Source organism: Streptomyces sp. NPDC053431 (assembly GCF_044544925.1).
Taxonomy (GTDB): domain Bacteria; phylum Actinomycetota; class Actinomycetes; order Streptomycetales; family Streptomycetaceae; genus Streptomyces.
In genome coordinates this window covers 226,887-253,215 of record NZ_JBITXX010000005.1, presented here as the reverse complement: position 1 = coordinate 253,215, position 26,329 = coordinate 226,887, and the positions used below count along the sequence as shown (strand labels likewise).

Below are 26,329 nucleotides of genomic sequence, written 5' to 3'. Positions count from 1 at the left end.
TCCTCGATCCCCCGGACGGGGTGGCTCGTCGCCCGTCGGCACGTACGGAAGCCGGCACGTACGGAAGCCGGCACGTACGGCAGCCGGCGGGTAAGAAGATCGCCCTCCGGGCCCGGGTGGGCTCGGAGGGCGATCGGTTTCACCTCAGGGGGTCAGCGGTCACCAGGTGCCGGGTGACGACTGCCAGCTCTTGAGGGGGTTGTCGAAGCCGCCGTCGGTGCGCGCCTTGAAGGTGTTCGCCGAGGTCGCGCCGGTGGCGTCGTTGTACATGATCGCGATGTCCTCGCGGCCGTCGTGGTCGGTGTCTCCGGAGACCGGGAACGACGCCTCCTGGACGTGCCAGGTGCCCGCGGGGGCCTGCCAGCTGCGGAAGTCGTCGTTGATGCCGCCGTCCGTCCTGCCGGTCAGGGTGAACAGCGAGGAGTTGCCGTAGCCGTAGTCGTACATGATGGCCACGTCCGCGCGGCCGTCGCCGTTGTAGTCACCCGCGGTGATCTTGCTGCGCCACCACTCCCACTGGCCGGGCGTACGGGTCCACGACTTCGGTCCGGCCACGATGCCGCCGTCGGTCTTGCCGAGGAAGGTGAAGGCGGAGACCGAACCGTCGCCGTAGCCGTACACGCCGATGACGTCGTCCCGGCCGTCGCCGTTGAAGTCGCCGGCGACGTACTTGGCGCTGCCCTGGTTCCAGTTGCCGGCACCGGACCACCAGCTGCCGAAGATCGGCTTGAACGTTCCGTCCGCGTTCGACAGGAAGGTGTAGCCACCGGTCGTGCTGTTGCCGTGGTCGTAGATCATCACCACGTCGTCGCGGCCGTCGCCGTTGAAGTCGCCGACGACGAGCTTGCCCTTGGTGGCGTCCCAGTTGCCCGGAGCCGTGTACGCGCTGCGCGCCAACGGGGTGAAGGTCCCGTCGGCCTTGCCCAGGAAGGTGAACATGCCGTTGGAGCCGTCGCCGTAGCCGTACAGGGCGGCCAGGTCGTCTCGGCCGTCACCGTTGAAGTCGCCCGCGACCCACTGGGACTGGGAGACCCGCCAGGTCCAGGCGCCGTTGGTGTGGGCGGCCACGGGGGCGGCGAAGCCGCCGTCCGGCTTGGCCGCGTGCGTGAACAGGGCCATCGCGTCGCTGCCGTAGTCGTAGACGGTGGCCAGGTCGGTGCGGCCGTCGCCGTTGAAGTCGCCCGCCAGTTCCTTGCGGAGGGTGTCGGTGCGGTCGGCCCAGTGGTGCTCGTCCGTGGCGCCGGTCCAGCGGTTGTGGCGGATGTATCCGTTCTGGAAGTCGGTCCGCGGACCGCCCGCCACGTCGTACTCCTCCGACTGCGGGTAGCCGAGCCAGCCCTTGCCGGCGCCCAGCGCGAGCCACTTGTTGCGGATGCTGCCCCACACGCCCCAGGCCTGGCCCGTGGTGGTGGTCCAGTAGATGGAGCGGGAGTCGGAGGTCTCGCCGCGGCGGCGGAAGTTGTTGTACCGGCCGATGCCGTCGTCGACGTTGGTCTCGTCGGTGGTCGGGTAGCCGAAGCCGCCCGGACCGCCGAGCTCCAGGTACTTCTTGTAGATGGTGCCGTGGATGGAGCGGCCGCCGAAGTCCCACGTCCAGTAGATGGCGCCGTTGCCTCCGGAGCCGGTGAAGGTGGTGACCCAGGCGTCGCTCTCGAACGTGGTCGACTCGTCGGACGTCGGGTAGCCGAGGAAGCCCCGCTCGGCGCCCAGCGAGTTCCAGTAGTCGCGGATGCCGTTCTGGACCATCCAGGCGCCCGTGGTCGGGTGCCAGTAGACCGAGGCGTTGTCCCCGTTGGAGCCGTTGGAGCGGAAGTGCGCGTAACGGCCGGTGCCGTCCGCGGGGACCATGACGTCCGTGCTCGGGTAACCGAAGGACGTGCCGCCCTTGGCCAGGTACTTGGCGAGGATCGGGCCGCACAGCGTGTGCGTACCGGTCGCGGCCGAGGTGAAGCTCTGGCACGAGGTCCAGGGCGTGCCGCCGAGCACGAGGCGGCGGCCGGCGCCGAAGACCGTGCCGTTGCTCGGGGTCCGGCCCGGGAACTCCGTGATCTCGCCGCTCGCGTCGCGCGACCACAGGTCGGCGAAGCCGTCGTTCTCGAAGTCGCCGTTGCTCGCCAGGACCGGCTGGGTGGAACCGGGGAAGCCGGTGCCGATCGAGGTGGTGCGGACCGTCGGGTCGCCGTACACCGTGAGGTCGGCGACGGTGGTCGCGGCCGGGTCGGTGGTCTTCCGGCTGGTGTACTGGTGGATCGTGCCCGTCGTCCTGTTCCGGGCCCAGATCTCCGGCAGCGTGTCGCCGTTGAGGTCACCGGGGGCGATGAGGGTCATGTCCTGCCAGTCGGCGTTGCCGAGCAGGATCGGCGCGCGGAACTCACCGCCCGCGATGTCCAGGTAGCCGGTGGTCGTGCCGAGGTAGAGGTACAGCTCGCCGCCGGTCTTGACCAGCAGGTCGGGCTGGTCGTTCCCGTCGACCTTGCCGTCCTTGCTGTCGTCGTCGACGCTGCCGATGACCAGGGCCTGCTCGGCCTGGCCCCAGTGGTCGTTGTCGGGCATCGCCGTCGCCAGCTCGATCCGGTTGGCGTCGACCGGCTGCAGGTCGCCGTCGCCCTTGCCCGGATAGACGTACAGCATCTTGCGGCTGCCGTCGGCGGAGGGCCGCAGCGCGACGAGGTCCTCGTAGTAGTCCTCGTTCCAGCTGCCCCGGTGCGAGAGGGACACGGCGTCGGCGAAGGATCCCCGCTCCAGCTTCTTCGACAGGTCGAAGCTGCCGTCGCCCTTGCCGGGGTGCATCCACAGCTGACCGCTGCCCGGGTCGACGCTCCAGATGTCGACGGTGTCGTCGCCGTTGAGGTCGCCGGGCTTGTCGCGGGTCGGCTTGCGCTTGGCGTAGAAGAGGTACGCCTTCAGGTCGGACCGGTTGCCCGCCGCGTCGAGGCTGCGGACGAACAGGGTCTGCGGGCCGGTCGTGGAAGGGGTGTACTCCACGGTCGCCTCGCCGCCGGCCGTGGCCGCGCCGGCCTCGCGCACCTTCGGGTCGGACTCCGTCCACCACTGGTACTTGACGACGTCGGTCTCGCCGTTGGCGTTGAAGGTGAAGCTGCCCTTCGTACGGGCCTGGGAGGTGTTGTCCGGCTCGTTCTCGGGGAACTGCGCCGAGGTCACCTTCGGCGGGTGACCGGGCCGGGTCGCGTCGATGGAGAACACGCACTGGCCCGCCCAGGGGCCGGCCGCGTAGTCGTCGAGGCCGCGCACGTCCCACCGGTAGGTGCCGGTGGGCAGCTCGGCCGCGGGTATGCGGACCTGGGCGACGTTGCCGTTCGAGACCCAGACCTGGGGCCGCTTGATGGTGCCCCAGTAGTCCTTGTCGTTCCAGTAGTTGAACTCGGCGCGCAGCGCGTTGTCCTCGGCGTCCGAGACACGGGCGCGGAGCACGACCTCGTCGGTGGTGCCGATCATGCCGCCGCCGCAGGACACCGAGGGGTCGGAGCCGCGCTCGCTGATGCCGTTCGGGACGGTGTTGTACTGGGTGGAGATGCGGGCGCTGTCCGGGTTCATCTTGCGCCAGGACACGTCGACGGTGTCGGTGGCCGACTTCAGGCCCATGGTCCAGGCGGGCCAGTGCCAGCGGGCGGCGTCGGCGACCGCCGAGGTCACGTTGAGCTCGACGGTGTCGCCGTCGCCGGGGCAGTTGCGGCCGCCGAAGGACTGGCCGGAGGAGTCCACCAGGCGCTTCCAGGTGGGCTGGTTGTTCCAGGTGGTCCAGGTGCCGATGCCGTCGGTGTCCCAGATCTGGATGTCACCGGAGTTGCAGCCCCAGGAGCCCGCGTACGTCTGCTGGATGCGGAAGGTGGACGACAGGATCTGCTTGTCCCACAGGCTGCCCGTGCCGACCTGGAAGAAGGTCTTGGCGCAGACGACCGCGTAGTTGTTCTTGGCGTCCTTGGCGCAGCCGACGCGCGCTTCCTTGCTGAGCGTGCCGCCGTTCCAGTAGTTGGTGCTCGCCGAGCTGGAGAAGGCGTTGTGCTTGTACGCCAGCGTCCACGCCGACTTCCAGTCGTCGCGCCAGACCGGGTCGATGACGACGGGGTACGTCGTCCCGGGCGCGGTGAGCAGCTTGCGGTCGGGGGTGAGCGTGAGGGTGGTGCCCTTCAGCGCGACGCCCAGGTCCGCCTGGCGGCTGCCGGTGGAGATGCCGTCGACGGCGTCCACGGAGTCGGCCACGCCGGCGGCCGGCCTGGCGGCCGCGGTCTTCGGGGCAGCGGCCTTGGGGGCGGCGGTCTTGGGCGCCGTGGTCTTCGGAGCCTCGGTCTTCGGAGCCGCGGTGTCCGGAGCCGCGGTGTCCGCGGCAGCCGCCTTGGGGGCCGCCGTCTCCGGGACGGTGGCCTCGGTGGCCGCCCGGTCGGCGCCCGAGTCCCACATCTGCGGCTTGGCCGAGCTGAACAGGGCCTTGCCGGACGGGTCGAGCGCCCGCAGCTCGCCGTTGGCCTCCTTGCGCAGGGTCAGGCCCTTGCCCTGGAGGCCGAAGGTGAGGGTGGCGAGGGCCGGGTCGTCGGCGGCCTCGCGGTTCTTGACGATCAGCTGGTGCGAGAAGCCCGTGACGTCGGCGGTGACCCGCAGGTCGACGCCGCGCAGCACCTCGGGATACGTGGCGCTGTCGCCCTCGATCCGCGGGGCGGGCAGGCGCTTGGGCCAGGTCAGGGTGATGTCCCGGCCGTCCTTGCGCATGGTGACGAGCGCGCCGTCGCCGCCGCCGGAGAACGAGAGCCCGACGCGGGTGGCCTTGGGGGCGAGCCGGCCGTCGCTCTGCCGGCTGAGGCCGGTGTCCGCGGGGACGAGCTTCCCGCCGCGCAGGACACGCACCGGGGCCAGGGCGTGGTTCTGCGTGAACGTGCCGTCCGGGTTGGCCCAGACGTCGTCGGTCTCGGTGCGCTTGGAGGGGATCTCCACGGGCTTGCCGGTGCGCTTGGCCTCGGCCTTGGCCTTGGCGTGGGCGTTCTGATCGGCCCGATCCGCGGCGGAGGCCTGCGGGGCGGCAACCGCCGCGTTCGAGGCGGCCACGGCCGTGCCGGGCACGGTGCCGAGCAGCACGGCGGTCAGCGCGGTGACGGCGGCCGTGGTGAGGGCCGGCGTTCTGCGGCGCGGCGGATCGTCGACGCGGGTGCGCGTCGGGATGGGTCTCACGGAATGAGTCCTCGGGGTCGGGCGGCCCCCGCGTGCGTGCGGTGGCCGAAATCTGGGCCTCCGGCAGCTCGCCGAGGGGCGCCTTTCGGCCACCTCGACGATCGGCCGTTGGCGTTCGAATTATTTGTAGCAGCCGTGGAGGCCTTCGCGCGCAGGGCAGGGCCGCTCGGCATGGCGGAGGACGCTATTTACCGCATGTTTGACGGCCGGTCAAATTCCGCTTCGTCGCGCTCGGCAGTCGCGACGACCAGCGACTTCGCTCCTGACTGCCCCTCACCCCGCAGACCCGCGCCGCCTCGACGCCCGAGTCCTCGACTGTTAGGTTCAGCGCCGTTGTGTAGAGCGTGACCATGACACGGTTCACGCTCTTTTTCATCTCTCTTTCATGGAGTGTTCGAATCTTGAAGAGATCCAAGGCGCACGCCTGGCGTGCGCCTCTGAGGCGTGTGTGGCGGTGGCCGATACCACTGCTCGCCGTCAGCCTTCTGACGCCCGGCCTGACGGCCGTCGACGCCACGGCGGCCACCTCCGACCTGTCCCTTCCCTCCCTCCAGCGGCTGACCGAGGTCGGCGGCGCCCCCGTCACGGGCAAGCCGGCGCCCGGCCAGGCCGAGTCGCAGAAGAAGAAGTGGAAGAGCTCTCCGGCGATCACCTGGCCCAAGGCCGGCTCCGCCGAGATCACCCTGCCCGAGCCGACGCTCACCCCCACCGCCCGGCTGGGCGCGGCCGCCGGCGAGTCCGCGGCCGGAGGCCCCGGCCTGCGCTCCGGCAACGGGGCCCGGGCGGGGGCGGCGGTACGGGCCGGCGTCCTTCCGGTGAAGGTGGCGGCGCTCGCCGCCCGCGCCAAGGCGGGCCCGCTGTCCAAGTCGGCCGCGTCGGCGCCCGCCGACCAGTCCGCCGGGCCGGTCAAGGTCCGGGTCGGGCTGCTCGACCGGGCCGCCGCCGACCGGGCCGGCCTGGCCAACAGCCTCCTCCTGACGGTCCGGCGCACCGACGCCGGCACGTCCTCGGCACCGGTCTCGGTCGAACTCGACTACAACGCCTTCAAGAACGCCTTCGGCGGAAGCTGGGGATCCCGGCTCCGCTTCACGGCGATCCCGTCGTGCGCCCTGACCACGCCGCTGAAGCCGGGCTGCCGGGGCGGCATCCCGGTCACCACCACGAACGACCCGACGACCGGCCGCCTGGTCGCCACCTTCGACGCCCCCGCGGCCGCTCCCGGCGGCATGAACACGATGTCCGTCGCCGCCACCGCCGGCTCGGACACCGTGACGCTGGCCGCCACCGCGGGCGCCGACGGCGCCAACGGCACCTTCAAGGCCACCTCGCTGAGTCCCTCGGGCTCCTGGCAGGCCGGCGGCTCCTCGGGCGACTTCTCCTGGTCGTACCCGCTGGAGATCCCCGCCTCCCTCGGCGGCCCCAGCCCCTCGCTGACGCTCGGCTACTCGACGTCGACGATCGACGGCCGGACCTCCGCCTCCGCCCAGCAGACCTCGTGGGTCGGCGACGGCTGGGACCTGGCCTCGAACTACATCGAGCGGTCCTACGTCCCCTGCAGCCAGGACAAGCGGAAGGACTCCGGGTACAACAACCCGAAGGACGACACCGGCGACCTGTGCCACGGCGCCCCGATGGTGACGCTGTCGCTCAACGGCGGCTCCACCCAGCTCGTCCTGGACGACACCACCAAGAAGTGGCGTCCGGCCAAGGACGACGGGTCCCGGGTCGAGCTGCTCCAGGGCGCCCAGAACGGGGACAAGGAGGGTGACCACTGGCGGTTCACCAACCCCCAGGGCATCCAGTTCTACTTCGGCCTCAACCGGGTCCCCGGCTGGACGACGGGCAAGCCCGTCACCAACTCCGCGTGGACGGTGCCGGTCTACGGCAACCATCCCGGTGAGCCCTGCTACACCACGACCTTCGCCAACTCGGCCTGCGACCAGGCGTACCGCTGGAACCTCGACTACGTCGTGGACCCGCGCGGCAACGCCATGACGTACTGGTACCAGAAGGAGGTCAACCACTACGGCTCCAACTACCAGATCGCCGGCGGCTCCACCGCCCGGCCGTACGACCGCTCGGGCTGGCTGGACCACATCTCCTACGGTCTGCGCAGCGACAACCTGTTCGCCGAGGCGCCCGCGCAGGTCGCGTTCTCCGTCGCCGAGCGCTGCCTGGTCTCGGCCACCTTCGACTGCGACCCGGCCAAGCTGAAGTCCGAGGCCGACTGGTCCATCGCCAAGGAGTGGCCGGACACCCCCGGCGACCAGCTGTGCGCGGCCGGCGAGGAGTGCAAGGGCCGGTTCACCCCGACCTTCTTCACCCGCAAGCGGCTGACCCAGGTGACCACCTCGGTCTGGAACGGCACCGAGCGCAAGCCGGTCGACACCTGGAAGCTCACCCAGGACTTCCCGATGACCGGTGACGGCACGGACTACCCGCTGTGGCTGTCCGAGATCCGGCACACCGGCCAGAACGGCGGCTCGATCGAGCTGCCGCCGGTGAAGTTCCGCGGCAAGCAGCTCCCCAACCGCGTGGACGGCGCACAGGACGGCAAGCCGCCGTACCTGCGCTACCGCATCGAGGCGATCGACACCGAGACCGGCTCGACGATCCTCGTGCACTACATGGACACCCAGTGCTCCTCCGCCGCGCTGCCCGCGTCGCCGGAGACGAACACGATGCGGTGCTTCCCCGTGATCTCGGAGATCCCGGACCCGAACGACCCGACGCGTGAGCGCAAGCTGTACGTCACGGACTGGTTCCACAAGCACGTCGTGGACTGGGTCCAGGAGGAGGACCGCAACGGCAACTCGCCGACGCGGCGCACCGAGTACCAGTTCCTGGGCAACCCGGCGTGGGCCTTCGACGACGAGACCGAGATGATGCGGCCCAAGACCCGCACCTGGTCGCAGTGGCGGGGCTACGAGCGGGTCCGCACCCTCATCGGTGTGGCTCCGGACCGGCGCTCGCAGACGGAGACTCTGTTCTTCCGGGGTCTCGACGGCGACCGCGCGGCGCCTTCCGGCGGCACGCGCTCGGTCAAGGTCAGGGACTCCGAGGGCAACGAGATCCCGGACCACCGGCTCTACGCCGGCCAGACCCGTGAGGTCCTGGCGTACGACGGCGAGGGCGGCCCGCTGGAGGCGGCGACCACGTACACCCCGTGGCTGCGCGGCCCGACCGCGACCCGCGTGCGCAAGGGCGCGGTCCCCGAGGAGGACATCGAACCGCAGCAGGCGTTCGTCCAGCAGACCTCGGACGTGGCCTCGCGCATCCTCCTCTCGGACGGCCGCGGCTGGCGCCGCACCGCGATGCACACGGAGTACGACGACCGCGGCTTCGCCCAGTCGGTGTCGAACCTCGGCGACGTCGCCGACCCGTCGGACGACAGCTGCACCCGCTACGAGTACGACGCGGACGAGACGCGCTGGATCATCGCCCGCCAGAAGCGGGTGGAGTCGGTCGCCAAGTCCTGCACCGCGACCGACGTGGCGCGCCCGGCGGACGTGACGTCGGACGTGCGGATGCACTACGACGCGGCGGGCAACGTGCAGTCCACGGAGTCCCTGTCGGACTACGTGAACGGTGCCCCGGTCTACCAGACGGACGGCAGCGCGGAGTACGACGCGTACGGCCGGCCGACGGCGACGACGGACGTCTTCGGCAAGGTGACGAGGACGGCGTATACGCCGTCCTCGGGGCAGATCGTGACCAAGGTGGTCGCCACCAACACTCTGGGGCACACGAGGACGACGGAAACGGACGCCGGTCGCGGCTCGGTCCTCGCCGAGACGGACGTCAACGGTCGCCGTCAGGTCATGCGCTACGACGCGCTCGGCCGCCTCACCAAGGTCTGGTCTCCGGACCGTGATCCGCTGAGCAAGTCGCCCGACGGTGAGTTCTCCTACGACGTCCGCACCGACGGTCCGGTCGTCATCACCAACAAGGCGCTGCTGGACGACGGCACGTACCGCACCAGCTACGACATCTACGACAGCAGCCTGCGGATCCGCCAGACCCAGATGGAGGCGCTCGGCGGCGGCCGGCTGGTCACCGACACCTTCTACAACAGCCTCGGCCAGGTCTGGAAGAGCAACGGCGCCTACTACACCGCCGGCACCGCGTCGGGCGTGCAGTGGGACCCGAAGGACAACGAGGTCCCGTCCTCGACGGTGACCCTGTACGACGGTTCCGGCCGTTCGACGGCGCAAGTCTCCCGCAAGTTCGGCGTGGAGACCTCGCGCACCACCACCTCCTACGGCGGCGACAACATCACCGTCGACCCGCCGAAGGGCGAGACCCCGACCCAGGCCTTCCTGGACGCTCTCGGCCGCAAGACGGAACTGCGCTTCTTCCGCGCGGACTCTCCGACCGGCGCGTACGACAAGACGCGGTACACCTACAACCGGCGCGGGATGCTGGAGTCGGTCGTCAGCCAGGCGGGCGACCGGTGGGCCTTCGAGTACGACATCCGTGGGCGTCAGGTCAAGCAGACGGACCCTGACAAGGGCACGTCGGTGATCACGTACGGTGAAGGTGACCGTGTCGCCACCCTCACCGATGCCCGCGGGAAGACCACCGCGCCCGAGTACGACGTGCTGGGCCGTGTCGTCGCGACGCACGAGGGCTCGTTGGCGGGTCCCAAGCTGACGTCCACCACCTACGACACGCTGCCCGGGGCGATCGGCCTGCCGGTCTCCTCGACCCGGTACGTGAACGGCAACGCCTACAAGCAAGAGGTCACCGGTTACGACACCGAGTACCGCCCGACCGGGACGAAGCTGACCATCCCGGCCTCGGAGGGTGCTCTCGCCGGCACGTACAGCTTCTCCACCGGCTATCGGCCGAACACCGGTCTGATGGCGTGGACGATGCAGCCGGCGGTGGGCGGTCTGCCCAGCGAGATCAGCACGATGACGTACAACCACTTCGAGCTGCCCACGATCATGGGCGTCGGAGGGAAGACGTTCGTCGGCAAGGTCGACTACTCGCCCATGGGCGACGTGCTGCGAACGGAGGCGGGGCCGGCCGGCTCCCAGGTCTACACGACGAACTACTACGACGAGCAGACCCGCGAGCTCCAGCGGACGGTGAACGACCGCGAGGTGTCGCCGAGCCGGATCAACGACACGACGTTCGAGCGTGACGACGTCGGCAACATCCTGAAGATCACGGACAAGGAGGGCCCGCAGGGCATCGCCGACGTCCAGTGCTTCACGTACGACTATCTGCGCCGTATGAACGAGGCGTGGACGGCCACGGACGACTGCGCCGCCAAGCCCGGCTCCTCGGGCCCGGGTTCGACCCCGTCGGTGGGCGGCCCGAACCCGTACTGGTCCTCGTACAGCTTCGACGCGGCGGGCAACCGCACCAAGGAGGTCCAGCACTCCCCCGCGGGTGACACCGCCCAGGACGTCACCCGCCTCTTCACCTACGGCACCCCGGGCCAGGCCCGCGCCAACCAGCTCCAGAAGGTCGACACGTCGGGGCCGGGCGGTTCGCGCACCGAGTCGTACACGTACGACGAGGCGGGCAACACCCGCACACGGACCATCCAGGGCGACACCCAGACCCTGGACTGGGACGTCGCGGGCAAGCTCGCGAAGGTGACCAAGGGCAGCGAGTCGACGGAGTACGTCTACGACGTCGGCGGCAATCGCCTGATCAAGCGCGACAAGACCGGCACCACGCTCTACCTGCCGAGCACCGAGATCAAGCTGACCCCCGCGGGCAAGCTGGAAGGCACGCGGTATTACGCGCACCCGGCCGGCCCGACGATGGTCAAGACGGCGAAGGACGGCGTCATCACCACGTCGTACCTGATGGCCGATCAGAACGGCACGGCGACGACGGCGGTGGACGCGTCCACCTCGGCCATCACGCGCCGCAAGTTCACCCCGTACGGCGAGGTGCGCGGCACGGCGCCGTCGGTGTGGCCGGGCAAGAAGGGCTTCGTCGGCGGAGACATCGACGAGACCACGGGTCTGGTCCACCTGGGCGCGCGGGAGTACGACCCGGCGACGGGCCGATTCCTGTCCGTCGACCCGGTGGTCGACTACAACGAGCCCAAGCAGATGAACCCGTACGCCTACGCGAACAACTCGCCGGTGACGTACAGCGACCCGAGCGGTCTGTCCATCGCACCGCCCGTGATGCCCGTCCAGGACTTCACGGCGGCGGAGCAGGCTTGGGCCGAGATGATCCAGGGCAAGAGCGCGCTGGACGTCGCCCTTGAGGTCGCCATGGGCATCCTCAAGGATGTCTCGGGCTACAACGACATCAAGGCGTGCCTCGGTGGAGACGGCTGGGCCTGTGCGGGCCTCGCCCTCGACGCGGCGCTCCCGTTCGCGGGCCGTGCCAAGCGCATCCTCAAGGCCCTCGACCGCGCCTGGGAGGCCTTCAACAGCTGGGCGTCGAAGCTCGCCCTGGCTCGCGACATCATGCGGAAGGTCGAACGCTTCCAGCAGGCCATGGCCAAGTACGCCGAGGACCTGGCCGAGTGGAAACGCCAGATGGAGGAAGCCGCCGAACGGGCACGAAAACTGGAGGAAGAGGCCGCGGCGGCGCGTCGAGCCGCCCAGGAGGCCGCAGCTGCGGCCGCCAAGAAGGCCGACGAGGCCGCGGCGACCGCGGCGAAGCAAGGCAAGTCCTCGGCCCAGAAGGCGAAGAAGGCGGACGGCGACGGAAAGGCGTCGAAGTCCTCGGAACAGAAGAAGGGAGACGAACCCAAGAAGGCGTCCGGAAAGGAGACCGACACCGGCGGGTCCAGCGGTTGCAACAGCTTCGTGCCGGGCACCAAGGTCCTGATGGGCGACGGCACGTCGAAGGCCATCGAAGAGGTCAAGCCCGGTGACCGGGTCATGGCCACCGACGAGAGGACGGGCACGACAAAGTCAAAGCCCGTCGTCGCACGGATCATCGGAGAGGGTCAGAAGAACCTCGTCGAGATCACGATCGACACCGACGGCGCCAAGGGCGACGCCAAGGAGAAGATCACCGCGACCGACGGTCACCCCTTCTGGGTCGCGTCGCTCCACAAGTGGCTGAAGGCCACGGACCTCAAGGCCGGTGAGTGGCTCCGCACCTCGTCCGGCACCTGGGTCCAGGTCACAGAGGTCAGGAAGTGGACTCAGCACAAGCGGGTCCACAACCTCACGGTCGGCGATCTCCACACGTACTACGTGCTGGCGGGCACGACCCCGGCCCTCGTCCACAACGACTCGTGCCCGTCGGATCTGGACCCGTACTCGCCCTCGGAGACGGGGAAGCGGCAGACCCAGAACGCGGCCAACTGGGCGGAGATCCCCCGCGAGGTCCACGAGACGGTGAACCGCGTCGAGAGCGGCCAGCTCTCCCAGCGGGTCAACAACAACGGCCTCGACTGGTACGACGCCCGTCGGACGAACGCCAACGGCCAGATCACCGGCTACAACACGAGCAACCCGTGGTACGACGCAACCGTCTACACGGGCGTGAACAACGGCCTGACACGCATCCTCGTGCGCTCCGACGGCGTGGTCGGGTACATCCTCGGCCACAACTACAATCGGGTGTACGAGTACGGGTTCGCCGGACGCCTTCCAGGTAGATGGAACCAACCACCGTCCGCCTGGTACGCGAGCCATGGAGGTGGGTCACCCCGATGAGGTCCCCAGCCGCAGCGGGTCTGCGCATCGTGGAGGAATGGACGGCGCCCGACGGGCTCGTTCCGCCCACCGTCACCGGTCAGGCACCGAGCGTCCCGTTCGAGGACGGGCGCGTCGAGGTCATGCTGGACTTCCGTGATCCGCACCTGCAGGAGAAGGCGAACGCCGACTGGTACCGGCTGTCGGTCGAAGGAGGGCTCTTCTCCGAGACCGACCGCAGGTTCCTGATCGCCCTCCACCCCGGCCGGGACCGCCTCGCGCGGTGGCACTGCGTCGAGCTGCAGAGCGAGTGGGACATCATGGGCAGGGGTGCTGACGGGCTGCTCGGCAGCGCCCCCTACCGCCCCGAGTTCCGCATGCTGTCGCTCGACGGGAACGTGCTGTGCTTCGCCACGACGTGGGAGCACGCCATCAGCACCTCCGTGCTGAAGGCGCCGCACCGCTCGCAAGTCCTCCGCCGCTGGGCCGAGGGCCTGACGGACGGCTCCATGGACGACATGGGCGACCCGGACGACCTGCCGCTGAGCGTGGCGGCACGCCGCTGGCTCGACAGCCACTAGCTCATTGCTACAGCCCCGACCGGCACGCCGGTCGGGGCTGTAGTGCGTTCAGGAGCAGACGACAGGCCACCCCTCCGATCAACGGCCTGGCGTGGGCTGCCGGCTCGCCACGGGCCTCGTGCTACGTTCGACGACTTCGTCCGGCGACCGGGAAGGTGGGGTGACACCGCGGTGACGGACACAGGGAAGCCGGGGCCGGAGTCACGGCCTCGCGTGCCGCGGGCGCCCCGGCAGGCGCGCAGCCGGGCGCGGGTCGAAGCCATTCTCGGGGCCGCCGACCGGATTCTGGCCCGGGACGGATACGAGGCGCTGACCATGCGCCGGGTCGCCGAGGCGGCGGGCGTGCCGGTCGGGAGTATCTATCAGTTCTACGCCGACAAGAGCGCCGTTGTGGACGCGCTCGGGCAGCGGTATCTCCAGGCCTTCGAGACCGCCATCGACGCGCTCGTCGAGCGGGCTCTCGCGGGCGAAATCGCCGACCTGGTCGGCACCGTCGTGGACGTCTACGCCGAGCTCTTCCGGTCCCAGCGGGGCGGCATGGCGTTGTGGGCCGGCCGGCATCTCAGTCCCGAGCTCGCGCGGGCCGACGAGGCGACCAACGCGCTCGTCGCCGAGGGGCTGCAGCGGATCGTGGAGCACCTGACCGGCGTGACTGGTGGCGAGCGGGCGCGGCGGGCGACGCGGATGGTGGTGTGGGCCGCCAACGCCGTCCTGCACGAGGCGTTCAAGGGCGGGGGCGAGCCGGATGCCGGAGTTCTGGAGGAGCTCACGTTCATGCTGGACGCGTACTGGCGCGACCTGCGAGGGCGGCTGACGGCCGCCGCGGGAGGGTAGGGCCGGGAGGGCTGAGCGGCCCCGGGGCGCCGCGCGTCTCACCCCTAGAACGTGAACATGTGTTCATGTTACGGTGCGGCCCACCTTGGACGGCAAGCCCCAGCCAAAGGCAGGTGCCCGTGTCACCCAGCTCCGTCGGTCCCACCCAAGTCCCCCGCCTCCCGGCCGAGTTCGTGTGGGGCGCCTCGACCGCCGCGTACCAGATCGAGGGCGCGGCCGACGAGGACGGCAAGGGCGCCTCCATCTGGGACACCTTCGTGCGCCGCCCCGGCGCCGTCCGCGACGGGCACACCGGCGACGTCGCCTGCGACCACTACCACCGGTTCGACGAGGACGTCGCGCTGATGCGCCGGCTCGGACTCGACGCGTACCGCTTCTCGATCTCCTGGCCGCGCATCCTGCCGACGGGCGCGGGCAAGGTCGAGCCGCGGGGGCTGGACTTCTACGACCGGCTGGTCGACGCCCTGCTCGCCGCCGGGATCGAGCCCACCCCGACCCTCTTCCACTGGGACCTGCCGCAGGCCCTGGAGGACGAGGGCGGCTGGATGGAACGCGATACCGCGTACCGCTTCGCCGAGTACGCCGCCGTGGTCGCCGAGCGGCTCGGCGACCGGGTCAAGCGGTGGATCACGCTCAACGAGCCCTTCGTCCACATGTCCTTCGGCTACGGCTTCGGCGTCCACGCCCCGGGCCGCGCCCTGCTCCTGGACGCCCTGCCGGTGGCCCACCACCAGCTGCTCGCCCACGGCCTGGCGACCAGCGCGCTGCGTGCAGTTGTTCCCGACGCCCAGGTGCTCGTCGCCAACAACTGCACGCCCGTCCGTCTGCGCTCCGACGCCCGGTCGGACGGGGACACGGCGGCCGCGTCCGCGTACGACGTTCTTCACAATCGGCTGTTCAACGACCCCGTGATGCTGGGTGGTTACCCCGATCTCTCCGCTTACGGCATGGCCGACGCGAGCTGGGGCGGGCTGGTGCGCGACGGGGATCTCCGCACCATCGGCCAGCCGCTGGACGGGCTCGGCGTCAACTACTACAACCCCACCTGGGTCACCGCCCCGGCCGACCCGGCGGCCGGCCTGCCCTTCGACCTGGCGGAGCCCGAAGAGCCGTACGAGCGCACCGCGTTCGGCTGGCCCGTCGTCCCCGACGGGCTCACGGAGCTGCTCACCGGCCTCAAGGCCCGCTACGGAGACGCCCTTCCGCCGGTCTGGATCACCGAGAACGGCTGCTCGCAGCCGGCCGGGCTGCGGGACCAGGCGCGTATCGACTACCTCGCCGGACACATCGCCGCGGTCGCGGAGGCGGGCGCGCGCGGAGTGGACGTGCGCGGCTACTTCACCTGGTCGCTGCTCGACAACTTCGAGTGGGCCGAGGGCTACCACCAGCGCTTCGGCCTGGTCGAGGTCGACTTCGCCACCGGCCGGCGCACCCCGCGCGCGAGCTTCGAGTGGTACCGCGCCCTCATCGCCTCCCAGAGACCCTGAGCGGGGACACCATGGCCCCTGCTTCGGCCCCCGCCGGGGACGCGAGAGGCGCGGCGAACGGGCTCGACGCCGCCGACGACGTCCTCGCCGAGCCCACCGAGCCCGTCCTGCCCGGCTGGACGGCGCGCCTGTCGCTGGCCACGCTCGCCGTCTTCATGGCCTTCATGACGCCCATTCAGATCCTGCTGCCGCTCCAGCTGGAGCGGATCGCGCCGGACGACAAGAACGCCGCGCTCTCCCTCGTCACCGGCCTCGGCGCGCTCGTCGCCGTGCTGGCCAACCCGCTGGCGGGCGCGTGGTCGGACCGGACCACGAGCCGGTTCGGGCGGCGCCGGCCGTGGATCCTCGGGGGTGCGCTCGCCGGAGCGGCGGGGCTGGCGTTCACCGCGTCCCGGCACACCGTCGCCGGGGTCGCGGTCGGCTGGTGCCTGGCGCAGGCGGGCCTGAACGCGATGCTGGCCGGGGTCGCCACCCCGATCGCGGACCGGGTGCCGATCGGCCAGCGCGCGCAGGTCTCGGGGTGGACGGGCCTCATGCAGTCCCTCGGCCTCGTCCTCGGCGCGCTGATCACCACGGCGCTGGTGAGCGGCGTCCGATCCGGCTACGGCGTCCTCGCCCTGCTCACCGTCACGCTCGCCCTGCCCTTCGTCCTGCGCCACGGCGAGCCGGCGCTGCCCCGCGCGCTGCGGCCCGCTTTCGACCTCCGCGCCTTCGCCCGCTCGTTCTGGGTGAGCCCCCGCAAGCACCCCGACTTCGGCTGGGCCTGGCTGACGCGCTTCCTCGTCAACCTGGGCAACGCGCTCGGCACCCTCTACCTGTTCTACTTCCTGGCGGACGCGGTCCACCACGCCGACCCGGGCACCGGCGTGCTCGTCCTCACGGTCGTCTACACCCTCTGCGCCGCGCTCACGGCCGTTCCCGTGGGCGTCCTGTCCGACCGTGCCGGCCGCCGCAAGCCCTTCGTCGTCGTCTGCTCGCTCGTCATGGCCGCCGCCGCACTGCTGCTCGCCCTGGTCCACACCTGGCCGGCGGCCCTCGCCGCCGCGGCGGTCCTCGGCGCCGGTTACGGGATCTACCTCGCCGTCGACCAGGCGCTGGTCACCCAGGTCCTGCCGGAGGCCACCGACCGCGCCAAGGACCTCGGCGTCATCAACATCGCCAACTCCGGCCCCCAGGTCCTCGCCCCCGCCCTCGCCTCCCCCGTCATCGCCCACGCCGGCGGCTACACCGGCCTCTACGTCACCGCGGCCCTGGCCACCCTCCTCGGCGGCCTCCTCGTCGTCCGCGTCCGCGGCGTGTCCTGACGACGGCGCGGGCAGCCCGCCCACGAACAGGAGGCCGAGGAGCAGATATCCGATTGCCGCCGGCCGAGCCGGTCGGATAGGAAGCTGACATGCTGAGAGGTACGAAGGTCGGGCTCAGGGCCCGGCACGAGGACGACATCCCGATCCTGCGCACCGAGCTCTACGACGACGTGGTCAACGCCTCTCGGGCCGAAGCGGGACCGTGGCGTCCGATCTCGCCCGGCTCGCAGGATCCGCGGCTCGTGGTGGACGACACCAAGGAGGGAAGCGTCCAGTTCTCCGTGGTGGAGCTGGAGGGCGGCTCCCTGGTCGGCACCGCGACGCTGTGGGGCATCGACCACCACAACCGGGGCGCGCACATCGGGCTCGGGCTGCTGCCGTCCGCGCGGGGCAAGGGCTACGGCACGGACGTGGTCGCGGTGCTGTGCCACTACGGGTTCGTCGTCCGCAGCCTGCACCGGCTCCAGATCGAGACGCTGGCGGACAACACCGCGATGCTGCGCTCCGCGGAGCGCAACGGCTTCGTCCGCGAGGGCGTGCTGCGTTCCTCGGCCTGGGTGATGGGCGAGTTCCTGGACGAGGTGCTGCTCGGCCTCCTCGTCGAGGACTGGAAGCCGGACGCGGCGGCCTAGGCCCTACCGTCCTCGGGGGCCGGCCCACGCGCCGCCCCCGGGGGCCGGGAGAATTCCTCCCCGTTTCCGTGCCCGTCTCCGGTCACACTCTCGCTCGCCGGTCCGTCAGTGCTGTGCAGACGCCGAAGAGGCCCGCGACACGCGGCCACCGCGAAGGAGAGACCCCATGACGACGCCCTCGACCCCCTCGACCTCCACGACCCCCTCGACCCCCTCGATCTCCCGGATGCCCGATCCCGGCAGGTTCGTGCCCGAGCTGGCCGACGTCAGCGCCGCCCTCTTCCGAGCCACCGGGAACCAGTCCGTGCCGCGGACCACCATCAACCTGATCCACCTGCGGGCCGGACAGATCGTCAACAACACCTACCTGACGATCCTGAACACCAGCTTCCTGCGCAAGGCGGGCGAGTCCGACGAGCGCATCACCGCGGTCGCGTCCTGGCAGGACGCCCCGTACTTCACGGAGGCCGAGCGCGCGGCCCTCGCCCTGGTCGAGGCGACCCTGCAGCCCACTCCGCACGGCCGGGAGCGGGTCAGCGACGAGCTGTACGCCGAGGCCGCGAAGCACTACGACGAGAAGGCGATGGCCACGCTGACCATCGCGATCGGCCAGATCAACTTCTTCATCGCCCTGGCCGTCATCGGCAAGCCGCAGCCGGTCGCCTCCCTCACCGCCCAGCAGTGGGACTGACCGGCTCCGCGGCACGGCGGCGTGCCGGGCACGCCGCCGGGTGAAGCGCCGCCGGGTCGAGAGACGCCGGTCAAAGGCTCAGTGCGTCCTCGGCGTTGGTCATCCACGCGGTCACGGAGTTGGCGGTGGGCGAGACGTTGAAGCCGGGCGTGGAGGCCTTGAGGGGCTTCTGCTCCAGGTCGGACTCGGTGTTCATGGTCATGGCGATCGAGTTGACCGTCTTGCCCGTGCCGTCCTTGGGGCCGCCCATGAGCCCGGCGTAGGCCGACTCGCCGGGCGCGAGCCGGATCGCCTTCTCGATGGCCGGCGCCGTGCCGCGCTCCGTGGCGTGGCCGTCGAGGTCGCCGAAGGTCACGACGGGGTGCCCGAGCGCCTCGCACGGCTTGCCGCTCTTGTTGGTGATCTTCAGCAGATAGCTGCTGGTCGTGGGCTCGGCCAGGCTCGCGGTGAACGTCACGTCGAAGGTGCTGCACGGGAACACGCCGTAGTCGGGGTCGGTCGCCCCGCCACTGCCCCCGGTGGAACCGCCCGTCGAGCCGCCGGTGGAGCCGCCCGTGGAGCCGCCCGACGAGCCGCCGGTGGAACCGGCCGTCGAACCGCCACCGCTTCCGCCCGTGGAGCCTCCGGTGGAGCCGCCCGTCGTGCCCTTGCTCGGCGTCGGCGACGGCTTCGCCGGCGTCGCGGACTTCGTCGGGGTGGCCGGTGCCGTCGGCGCTCCGGCGGCGCCGTCCTCGGAGGGGCCGCAGGCGGTGAGGGCCAGGCCGGAGACGGCCGCGGCGACGGCGAGGGCGGCGGCTCTGCGAACGGTGCTCATGGTGGTGTTCCCCCGAGTCTGAGAAGTGCGTCGTGCTGGGCTGACCAGTATCTTTCCCGGCAAGTTTCACGACTTGATGACGGATTCACGCCGGAATCACCACAGACAGGGGGAGTCGGCCGCGGGCCGCCTGGCCGACTCCCCCGCGGCTCGCTTCAGCGGGTGTCGCCCGCCGGGTCGGTCGCCCGCACCAGCTCGTCGATCCGGGCGAGGGCGTCGTGCGCGGCGTACTCCTTGGCCAGGTCCGCGGCGCGCTCGGTGAAGGACGGGATGCCGAGGACGGTGTCCACGGCGGTGCGCAGGGCGTCGTCGGAGGGGTCGGCGGTGCGCAGATTGACGCCCGTGCCGGTCCATTCGACGCGGGCGGCGACCTCGGGCTTGTCCTCGGTGTCCCCGGCCACGATCAGCGGGACGCCATGGGCGAGCGCGGCCTGGGTGCCGCCGTAGCCGCCGTTGGTGACGAGGAGGTCGGCGAGCGGGAAGAGCTCGTCGAAGGGCACGTAGCCGGCGACGACGGCGTTGCCGGGGATCTCGGGCAGTGCGGCGGCGAACTGGCCGGCGGCGTCGGGACGGCCGGTGGCGGCCACGACGAGGACGTCGTCCCGGTCGGCGAGGGCACGCACGGTGGGGATGACGAGGCGGCCGAGGCCGGTGTTGGCGAGGGTGCCCTGCGTGGCCACGACGATCCGCCGGCCCTCGGCCCGGGCGCGCGTGAGCTCGGGCCACCAAGCGGGCGGCTCCTGGCCGGCGGCGGCCGGGATCGGGACGACACCGATGAAGCGCACGTTCGCCGGGAGGTCGCCACGGGGGTACTCGAAGCCGGGGACCGTCAGCTGCAGGAAGGCGTCGGCGGCCTCGACGAGGTCGCGTCCGAGCCGCCGTTCGGGCAGGGTGACACCCGCCTCGGCGAAGCAGGCCCGCAGGTGTGCGTCGAGCGGGGCACGCTGCTCGGCCATCCGGGCGGCGATCGCCGCGTACTGCTCGCGCTGGGCGTCGTCGGTGGGCGGGAGCAGGCCGAGCATGTGGGGCGCGGTGTCCCGGCTCTCGACGCCGAGGGGCGAGATGCCCACGCTGAACACGGTCGGCCGGGCGCCCGGCGCGGCGCTCAGGGAGAGGGCGACGCCGCCGAAGAAGAGGTTGTCGTGGAGGACCGCGGTCGCGGGGAACTCGGCCAGGACGTCCTTCAGGGCCCGGAACTGGGCGGGCGTCGGATCGCCGAAGACGTGCTTGACGTCCCACATGATCTGGGCGGGGCCGGCGGGGATGCCGTCGCGCTCGGGGAAGCGGGCGGAGAAGTCCCGGTCGTCGTAGTCCGCTTCGGCGGGCAGGGCCCGGAACTCGGGCCCGGCCGCCCGGACCTGGTCGGCGAAGCGTGCCCCGCCGAGGAAGACGACCTCGTGGCCGAGGCGCGCCAGATGGCTCGCGATCTGGAGCAGCGGCCCGTGGTGGCCGGACACGGGTGTGGCGGCGACGAGAATCCTGGGCATGGTGAAGTTCCCCCCTGAGTGCGGCCGTCGAGAGCCGCGGTCGTTGTCGCTCGGGCGCCGGCACGGCGCGCGTGGCGAGCGTACGACCTGCGGGAACGCCCCTTCAAAGCGCTCGCCGGCCACGGCGCGTCGCGACGGCGTATCAGCGGTGGAGCCGGCGGCGCTTCGTCTTGGCCTCGACCCGGGCACGGAACAGACGCTGGTAGTCCGCGTACTTGTCCCCGCCGAGCCCGAGGGCGGCGCAGATGTCGGCCACCGTCTCGGCCTCGTACGCCTTCCCGCTGAGACCGATGTGGGCGAGGATCCAGAACCCCTCGCGCGCGGCCGCGACACAGCCGTCCTCGAGCCAGGCCTCCTCGACCGTGAGCCCCTCGCGGACGTGGCCGGCGCCGATGGCGATGTACGAGAGGGCTTCCAGCAGTTCCTCGCGGGCCGGCGGCGAGACGTCTCCGGCGAGCGCGGCGAGGATCACGCCCACGGCGGGAGGGGTGCACTCGTAGATGTACGTGTCCACCACGACGTGGTCCTGCAGCGTGTAGCCCCGCATGTCCTGTGCGGTCTCCGCGGCGAGGATCGTCTCGAACAGCAGCGGCACGTGGTCCGCGCCGTCCCCGCACCCGCACCGCAGTGCCGCCCAGTCGTGCCGGGCGAGTTCCGCCCGTACGAGCTCGCTCACGTCCATGCCGCCCCCTTCCGCGCCCCCGCGCTCCGCTCACCCTTTCATCTCCCGTGACGGCGCCCTCATGAGGGCCGTTCTTCCGGACATGACGAGCGCGGTGGAGGACAAGGAGCCGGGCGGCGGACGGCCGTCGGCGTCGGAGGAGCTGCTCTTCGGCGGGGAGCTCGCGTACGACATGGGGTGGAGCCGGCACCACGGTGTCTGGCTGAAGCTGGGCCTGGGGGCGATGGCGGCGGCGCTGCCGCGCCAGGTGGCGATCGCGGTGCGGCTGGCCCGGGAGGCGGACCGGCGGGCGCTGTACACGGTCGCGGCGAGCGAGGCCGGACGCGGGGTGACCCAGGCGGTGTCGCTGGTCGCGGTGAACGCGCTGCTGGGCGAGCTGCTCGCCGGGGGCAGCACGGCCGAGCGGCTGCGGGCCGCCCTGCCGTCGCTGGTGGTCGTCGCGGTGGTCTCCGTGATCGGCGCGGCGCTGACGTCGGCCTCGGCGGTGGCGACGGGGGTGCTCGAACCGAAGGTGCAACGGTGCGCCACCGAGCGCTACCTGGGGCTGGTGGCGCGGGTGGAGCTGGCGGCGATCGAGGACGACGGCTTCCACAAGCTGATGGACTCGGCGCAGTGGGGCGCCGACTCGGCGCGGCGGATGGTCGGTTACTGCACGGCGGTGGTGACCTCGGCGATCTCGCTGGTGGCGGCGGCGGGGGTGCTGACGGTGCTGCACCCGGTGCTGCTGCCGCTGCTCGTCGCCATGGCGCTGCCCTCGGCGTGGGGTGCGCTGACCATGGCCCGGCACCGGTATGTGAGCTGGCACCGTTTCGTGCAGCACGCGCGGGCGGCCAAGCTGCTCGGGCAGCTGCTCATCGACCAGCAGGCGGCCGGTGAGGTGCGGGTGCACGACGTGGGGCCGTTCCTGCTGGAGCACTTCCGGGGGATGGCCGAGACCAGCGAGCGCGAGCAGACCCGGCTCGCGTGGACGGGGGCCCGGGTCGGTCTGACGGCGGACGGCGCGCGCGGCCTGGCGACCGTGGCCGCGTACGGGGTGCTGGGGCTGTTGCTGTGGAGCGGGCGGATGGACCTGGCGGTCGGCGGTACGGCGGTTCTCGCGATCCGTACGGGTTCGGCGTCGATCACCGATCTGGTGCTGCGGCTGACGGACGTACAGGAGGAGAGCCTGTTCGTGGCCGACCTGGAGACGCTGTGCGAGGAGGCGGAACGGCGGGCGATCCCCGCGGTGGGCCGGGACCTGCCGCCGCGGACGGAGGAGATCCGCTTCGAGCGGGTCACCTTCACCTATCCGGGTGCGGAGGAGCCGTCGCTGCGGGAGGTGGACCTGGTGATCCCGCGGGGCCGGACGGTCGCGCTGGTCGGCCGGAACGGTTCGGGCAAGACGACGGTGACGAAGCTGCTGTGCGGGCTGTACGTGCCGGACGCCGGCCGGGTGCTGTGGGACGGCGTCGACACGACGGAGGCCGACCGCCCGCAGCTCTTCGCGCGGATCGCGATGGTGGCGCAGAACTTCCACCGCTGGCCGTTCACCGCCCGGGTGAACATCGGCATCGGGCGTCCGGGCCGGCCGATGGACGACGGGGCGATCGCGGAGGCCGCCGTGTACGCGGGCGCCGACGAGGTCGTGAGGGGGCTGCCGCGCGGGCTCGACACGCTGCTCGCGCGGGGGTTCCGGGGCGGGCAGGAGCTGTCGGGCGGCCAGTGGCAGAAGGTCGGCCTGGCCCGGGCCCGCTACCGGGACGGCCGGATCCTGATCGTCGACGAGCCGACGAGCGCTCTGGACCCGGTGGCCGAGCAGCGGGTCTTCGACCAGATCCACCGGCTGGCCGGCACCGGGCAGACGACGGTCCTCATCACGCACCGGCTGCACAGCGTCCGGCACGCGGACCTCATCTACGTCCTCGACGAGGGCCGGGTCGTCGAGCACGGCAGCTTCGCGGAGCTGATGGATCCGGCCACCGGAAAGGGCTTCTTCCGGGAGGCGTACGAGGTGCAGGCGAGCCAGTTCCGTACGCCCGCGGGCCCGGCGGCCCCGGTCGTCCCCGGGGTCCCCGCGCAGCCGGGGCCGGTGGACGCCACCGGGGGCTGACGGGCGAGAATGCCCGGCATGAGGATCACCGCGCGCGAGCTCAACCGGGCCACTCTCGGCCGTCAACTGCTCCTGGAGCGCGCGCCGCTGGGGGTCGCGGACGGGGTCCGGCGGGTGGTCGCGCTGCAGGCGCAGCATCCGGGTTCGGCGTACCTGGCGCTGTGGAACCGGCTCGCGGGCTTCGACCCGGCGGAGGCGGACGCCGTCCTCGGCCGCCGCGAGGTGGTGAAGGCGACCCTGATGCGGATCACGCTGCACGCGGTGCACGCCGAGGACTACCGGGCGTTCCGGGAGGCGATGCAGCAGACGCTGTACGCCTCCCGGCTCGGCTTCCGGTTCGCGGCGAGCGGCCTCACGCCCTCCGACGCGGCGGAGCTGCTGCCCGGTCTCCTCGCGTTCGCCGAAGTGCCGCGGAGCAGCGCCGAGATGAGGGGCTGGCTGGAGGAGCGGGTCGGGCCGGAGCGGCGTGAGGACGCCTGGTGGGGACTGCGCGGTTACGCCCCGCTGCACCATCAACCGACCGGTGGCCCCTGGGCGTTCGGCGAGCGCCCGTCCTACGTGGCCGTCGGCGGTGGCACCGTACCGGCCGGCCGCGAGGTCGTGCCGGAGGCGCTGCGGCATCTCGTCCTGCGGTATCTGGCGGGCTTCGGGCCGGCGTCGGTGGCGGACATGGCGCAGTTCGCGATGGTGCGACGGGCGCCCCTGCGGCGGGTGCTGGGCGAGCTCGACGGCGTCGTGGAGCGGCTCGAAGGGCCGGACGGCACCGAGCTGTTCGATCTGCCCGGGGCTCCGCGACCGGTCGCGGAGACACCCGCCCCGCCGCGGCTGCTCGGGATGTGGGACAGCGTGCTCCTCGCGTACGCGGACCGGAGCCGGCTGATTCCGTCCGCGTACCGGCGGGTGGTGATCCGCGTGAACGGCGACGTGCTTCCGACGCTGCTCGTGGACGGGGAGGTGGCCGGGGTGTGGCGGCCGGCCGAGGGCGGGATCGAGGCGACGGCCTTCCACGAGCTGCCGGAGCCGGTGTGGGAGGGACTCGCCGAGGAGGCGCGGGGCCTGCACGCCCTGCTCGCCGGGCGCGATCCCGCGCTCTACCGGCGGTACGCGCACTGGTGGGCGAAGCTGCCGGCCGGGCAGGTGCGGTTGCTGCCAGGTGAGGAGAGGTGAGCCCGGAATGATCGGCGAGGCAGGCCCTGGGCGTGTGCCCGGCGAGAGTCGCCCCAGGCCACGTCTTGGCGGAGGCCGCGGCCTCCGTGCGTACGGGCGTGCGCGCGGAGGCCGCGGTTCACGGCGCGTCGCCCACCCCCCGGGCGGGCATCGCGGTGCTCAGGATCAGTGCCAGTACTTCATGTCCGTACCTCCTCCCCCGGTGAAGGGCGCGGGCAACATGACTGGGGCTCAGTGCCAGTACTTCATGTCCTGACCTCCTCCCCCGTGGCGGGGCGCAGCGTCACCTCGAAGCGGTCGAGGCCGCGGAGGGTGAGGTTGCGCCGGTGGTGTGGTTCCGCGACCGCCCGTGCCCGGGGGTGGTCCGTGGCAAGGGTCCCGAGGACCGATCCGGCGAGCCGGATCGCCATGGACGCGCCCAGGCAGGCATGGGCCCCGCGGCCGAACCCGAGGTGGGGGTTCGGGGCGCGGTCGAGTCGCAGCTCGGTGGGGTGGGGAAAGCGCAGCGGATCGTGATTGGCCGCGCCGAGGAGCAGGGTCACCGGGTCGCCCGCCTTGATCGTGACGCCGCCGAGTTCGGTGTCGGCGACACAGACGCGGGCGTCGGCCTGGACGGGCGCGTCGTGGCGGACGAGTTCGTCGACGGCGGTGCCCGGGCCGGCCGTACGGAAGGCGGCGAGGGCGCCCGGGGTGGTGAGCAGGGCCCTGGCGGCGTTGCCGAGCAGGCGGGAGGCCGATTCGTAGCCGGCGTGGAGGACGGCGCGGAGGCTGTTGCGCAGGACGGCCGGGTCGACGCCGCTGTCGTCGGCGTGGGCGGCGACGTACGCGATCAGGCCGGTCTCGGGCGGGTCGGCGAGCCAGCCGCCGGCGTACGCGGCGAGTTCGGCGCGGGCGGCGACGGCGGGTTCGTGCTTCTCCGGCCAGAGTCCGGCGTCCATGCCGTCGACGACGGTGCGGGACATCGGGACGAACCAGTCCGGGTCGGGGGCGGGCACGCCGAGGAAGGCGGTGACGAAGCGCAGCGCGAGCGGTTCGGCGAGTTCTCCGACGAGGTCGAAGGAGGGGCGGGCGGCCAGCTCGCCGAGGAGTTCCTTGACGTCGTGGTCGAGGCGCTCGTGGAGGGCGTGCCGGTCCTGGGCGCGGAAGCCGTCGAGCAGCAGGTGCCGGATGGCGGTGTGCTCGGGCGGGTCGAGGGTCTGGACGCTGAGCAGCGGACCCGGGATGTCCTCGCCGGCGCGGCGCCAGTCGGAGGCGAAGCGGGCACTGTCGGTGAGGACCGCGAGGCAGTCGGCGTGCCGGGTGAGCACCCAGGAACCGAGCGGTTCGTGCCAGAAGACGGGGGTGTTTTCACGCAACGCGGCATATGCCGGATAGGGGTCGGGGAGGACGTCGGGATGGGCCAGGCTCTTGATCGGATCGGCCGGCGCCGCCTGGTCGAGCTGTGCCACGACTCGTCTCCCCCCGCGCAGTAGGGCCTGGTTGAGGCCGTAAATGCTTCCGGTTGAGCAGTGCTGAGCAAACGTTTCGCCGGTGGGCCACGCCGCTCCGCGGGCAATTCTGCGTGCTGATCGCCGGTGACGCTACCACGCAACTTTCGTGGCTGGTATGACTACCTGCCACAGATCTTTCGAACGCTCACGGGGAGTAGCGGATGTCGGATCAAGGTCAGACCATCGTCCATGACGTGCCGCTGAACGTCGCTCAACAGCCTGATCCCTACCCGCTGTTCGAGCGGATTCGGGAACACGGGGT

The 26,329-nt window shown here is 71.5% G+C and carries 14 protein-coding genes; 9 read left to right on the top strand and 5 right to left on the bottom strand.

The genetic code is table 11. The features are described from left to right. Nucleotides 1-159: 159 nt before the first annotated feature. The gene (locus ACIGXE_RS15760; protein ID WP_399747517.1) at nucleotides 160-5,181 is read right to left on the bottom strand and encodes an FG-GAP-like repeat-containing protein; all 5,022 of its coding nucleotides are present in this window, start codon (nucleotides 5,179-5,181) and stop codon (nucleotides 160-162) included. A 401-nt stretch (nucleotides 5,182-5,582) separates the two neighbouring features. Between ACIGXE_RS15760 and ACIGXE_RS15755 the strand changes: the two genes are divergently transcribed. From ACIGXE_RS15755 to ACIGXE_RS15725, 7 genes are all read left to right on the top strand, one after another. Continuing rightward, nucleotides 5,583-12,830, top strand: a complete 7,248-nt coding sequence (locus ACIGXE_RS15755; RefSeq protein WP_399747515.1) for a polymorphic toxin-type HINT domain-containing protein — start codon at nucleotides 5,583-5,585, stop codon at nucleotides 12,828-12,830. Beyond that, nucleotides 12,827-13,390 (top strand): hypothetical protein, encoded by a 564-nt coding sequence (locus ACIGXE_RS15750; RefSeq protein WP_399747513.1) that lies wholly within the window; start codon nucleotides 12,827-12,829, stop codon nucleotides 13,388-13,390. Before ACIGXE_RS15755 ends, ACIGXE_RS15750 begins: the two co-directional genes overlap by 4 nt. 213 nt (nucleotides 13,391-13,603) lie before the next feature. After that, complete coding sequence (locus ACIGXE_RS15745; protein ID WP_399747511.1) at nucleotides 13,604-14,224, top strand: TetR/AcrR family transcriptional regulator; 621 nt, start codon at nucleotides 13,604-13,606, stop codon at nucleotides 14,222-14,224. 113 nt (nucleotides 14,225-14,337) lie between these two features. Further along, a complete protein-coding gene (locus ACIGXE_RS15740) occupies nucleotides 14,338-15,711 on the top strand; it encodes a GH1 family beta-glucosidase (protein ID WP_399747509.1) in 1,374 nt (457 codons plus the stop codon). 11 nt (nucleotides 15,712-15,722) lie between these two features. Next, a complete protein-coding gene (locus ACIGXE_RS15735) occupies nucleotides 15,723-17,015 on the top strand; it encodes an MFS transporter (RefSeq protein ID WP_399747507.1) in 1,293 nt (430 codons plus the stop codon). An 89-nt stretch (nucleotides 17,016-17,104) separates the two neighbouring features. After that, nucleotides 17,105-17,647: a GNAT family N-acetyltransferase gene (locus tag ACIGXE_RS15730; RefSeq protein ID WP_399747505.1), complete on the top strand. Its 543-nt coding sequence runs from the start codon at nucleotides 17,105-17,107 to the stop codon at nucleotides 17,645-17,647. Between the two features lie 166 nt (nucleotides 17,648-17,813). Further along, nucleotides 17,814-18,338, top strand: a complete 525-nt coding sequence (locus tag ACIGXE_RS15725) for a carboxymuconolactone decarboxylase family protein (RefSeq protein ID WP_399747503.1) — start codon at nucleotides 17,814-17,816, stop codon at nucleotides 18,336-18,338. 70 nt (nucleotides 18,339-18,408) lie between these two features. Here ACIGXE_RS15725 and ACIGXE_RS15720 read toward each other — a convergent pair whose 3' ends face one another. The 3 genes from ACIGXE_RS15720 to ACIGXE_RS15710 all read right to left on the bottom strand — a co-directional run bounded on the left by ACIGXE_RS15720 (nucleotide 18,409) and on the right by ACIGXE_RS15710 (nucleotide 21,321). Continuing rightward, nucleotides 18,409-19,152 (bottom strand): DUF4232 domain-containing protein, encoded by a 744-nt coding sequence (locus ACIGXE_RS15720; protein WP_399747501.1) that lies wholly within the window; start codon nucleotides 19,150-19,152, stop codon nucleotides 18,409-18,411. A gap of 155 nt (nucleotides 19,153-19,307) precedes the next feature. After that, on the bottom strand, nucleotides 19,308-20,639 hold the full coding sequence (locus tag ACIGXE_RS15715; RefSeq protein WP_399747499.1) for a nucleotide disphospho-sugar-binding domain-containing protein: 1,332 nt from the start codon (nucleotides 20,637-20,639) through the stop codon (nucleotides 19,308-19,310). Between the two features lie 142 nt (nucleotides 20,640-20,781). Continuing rightward, nucleotides 20,782-21,321, bottom strand: a complete 540-nt coding sequence (locus ACIGXE_RS15710) for a hypothetical protein (RefSeq protein WP_399747497.1) — start codon at nucleotides 21,319-21,321, stop codon at nucleotides 20,782-20,784. Between the two features lie 82 nt (nucleotides 21,322-21,403). Between ACIGXE_RS15710 and ACIGXE_RS15705 the strand changes: the two genes are divergently transcribed. After that, nucleotides 21,404-23,410 (top strand): ABC transporter ATP-binding protein, encoded by a 2,007-nt coding sequence (locus ACIGXE_RS15705; RefSeq protein WP_399747495.1) that lies wholly within the window; start codon nucleotides 21,404-21,406, stop codon nucleotides 23,408-23,410. An 18-nt stretch (nucleotides 23,411-23,428) separates the two neighbouring features. After that, nucleotides 23,429-24,577 (top strand): winged helix DNA-binding domain-containing protein, encoded by a 1,149-nt coding sequence (locus tag ACIGXE_RS15700; protein ID WP_399747493.1) that lies wholly within the window; start codon nucleotides 23,429-23,431, stop codon nucleotides 24,575-24,577. Nucleotides 24,578-24,822: 245 nt separating this feature from the next. Here ACIGXE_RS15700 and ACIGXE_RS15695 read toward each other — a convergent pair whose 3' ends face one another. Continuing rightward, nucleotides 24,823-26,025, bottom strand: coding sequence for a cytochrome P450 (locus tag ACIGXE_RS15695; protein WP_399747491.1), 1,203 nt, complete (start codon nucleotides 26,023-26,025; stop codon nucleotides 24,823-24,825). Nucleotides 26,026-26,329 lie beyond the last annotated feature (304 nt).

Coding starts and splice junctions, on each gene's coding strand:
- ACIGXE_RS15750 (WP_399747513.1), top strand. CDS start 12,827: ATGAGGTCCCCAGCCGCAGCGGGTCTGCGCATCGTGGAGGAATGGACG.
- ACIGXE_RS15735 (WP_399747507.1), top strand. CDS start 15,723: ATGGCCCCTGCTTCGGCCCCCGCCGGGGACGCGAGAGGCGCGGCGAAC.
- ACIGXE_RS15730 (WP_399747505.1), top strand. CDS start 17,105: ATGCTGAGAGGTACGAAGGTCGGGCTCAGGGCCCGGCACGAGGACGAC.
- ACIGXE_RS15725 (WP_399747503.1), top strand. CDS start 17,814: ATGACGACGCCCTCGACCCCCTCGACCTCCACGACCCCCTCGACCCCC.
- ACIGXE_RS15720 (WP_399747501.1), bottom strand. CDS start 19,152: ATGAGCACCGTTCGCAGAGCCGCCGCCCTCGCCGTCGCCGCGGCCGTC.
- ACIGXE_RS15715 (WP_399747499.1), bottom strand. CDS start 20,639: ATGCCCAGGATTCTCGTCGCCGCCACACCCGTGTCCGGCCACCACGGG.
- ACIGXE_RS15710 (WP_399747497.1), bottom strand. CDS start 21,321: ATGGACGTGAGCGAGCTCGTACGGGCGGAACTCGCCCGGCACGACTGG.
- ACIGXE_RS15705 (WP_399747495.1), top strand. CDS start 21,404: ATGACGAGCGCGGTGGAGGACAAGGAGCCGGGCGGCGGACGGCCGTCG.
- ACIGXE_RS15700 (WP_399747493.1), top strand. CDS start 23,429: ATGAGGATCACCGCGCGCGAGCTCAACCGGGCCACTCTCGGCCGTCAA.